Origin of the sequence: Sphaerothrix gracilis Ecp01 (genome assembly GCF_030405905.1) — a bacterium.
Classification (GTDB): Bacteria; Cyanobacteriota; Cyanobacteriia; order Phormidesmidales; family Phormidesmidaceae; genus Sphaerothrix; species Sphaerothrix gracilis.
The window spans coordinates 1-1042 of the sequence record NZ_JASATW010000143.1 but is presented as its reverse complement, the minus strand read 5'-3'; the positions used below and the strand labels follow the sequence as shown (position 1 = coordinate 1042).

The 1042-nt window shown below is 50.2% G+C and carries 1 protein-coding gene; it reads right to left on the bottom strand.

Annotated elements, in window-relative coordinates:
- Positions 1-227 precede the first annotated feature (227 nt).
- Positions 228-413 carry a ribbon-helix-helix protein, CopG family gene (locus QJQ48_RS28350; RefSeq protein WP_346294513.1) on the bottom strand — a complete coding sequence of 62 codons (186 nt, stop codon included), beginning with the start codon at positions 411-413 and terminating at the stop codon, positions 228-230.
- Positions 414-1042 lie beyond the last annotated feature (629 nt).

Sequence of the window (1042 nt, the reverse complement as noted above, 5' to 3'; positions counted from 1 at the left end):
CAGCTTCCTTATATCCCTTCCAGCGATAGACAATCGCAATGTCAGCCGGTGAATAGCCTTGATTGCAGAGCGATCGCACTTTTTCTACTACTGCATCAACAGCCGCCGTTTTAGAGTTAGCTATATGTAGGGTTGGCTTAGGGCCACGCCGTAAAGCAGTAGCAGGCTCAACCGCTGTTCACCTTCGCTAGCCTTTGTAGGAATAATTTCAGGGAGGGCGATCGTCTCTAAATCAACTGCGCCAGCTTCTTATGTTGCTGCTCTAGTTTGCTGAGCCGCCTTGCCATCGTCGCCACCGCCTCCGGGTCCGTCTTACCCAGATACTGCGCGATCGCCTCTCTCACGATTTCACTTTGAGACTTCCCCGTTTCCTGTGAGAGTTCTTCGATCTGCGCTGCCCATGAATGCGGCACCCTAGTAGCGACTAACGGTTTTTCCATCTTTGTAAACAACGTATACGGTGTTAACGCTTGCACTGCGGTTGATAGCGCTACTTTGGTATGCCCAAACTGGTAAACGTTGTTAACAGTGTCAACGCTGATAAGACGTGAGGTTGTCGCGATCGCTCCTATTCTCGTTAAAGAGAGTTATTCTCATTAGCAAGCAATTTTCTTAGCGGAATCTACGGAAAAACGCTGAAACGCTCGAAAACTGGTTAAATTTAGTTTTTTATTCTGCTGTTTCAAGAACGCAATCAGGTCCAGCAAAAACTAGAACGGGCACAGGCCAAACTACGAGAGCGGGGCATTGATCCCAGTGAACTTGAGTAGGTGCCCCCTTGCCCTGAACGATTCTTGTGTCACCTCATAATTGCTGTTTCAACGGCAAGAGCAAATCAAACAGTATTCTGAGATGCCAACCTCCCCAGGCGGCAGAGGTGGCCGCTAGCATTGTTGGCAAGCAGGATCGGGTCATTGTCACAGAGTCCCGCACCCATGAGGGGTTGCTCAGCGGCTCAAAGACCTACACGGAGAATATTCGCGGGACACACATTGTCATGCCTTCGGAGCTCCAGGTGCTTCCGGAGCTGGTGGGTTATCTC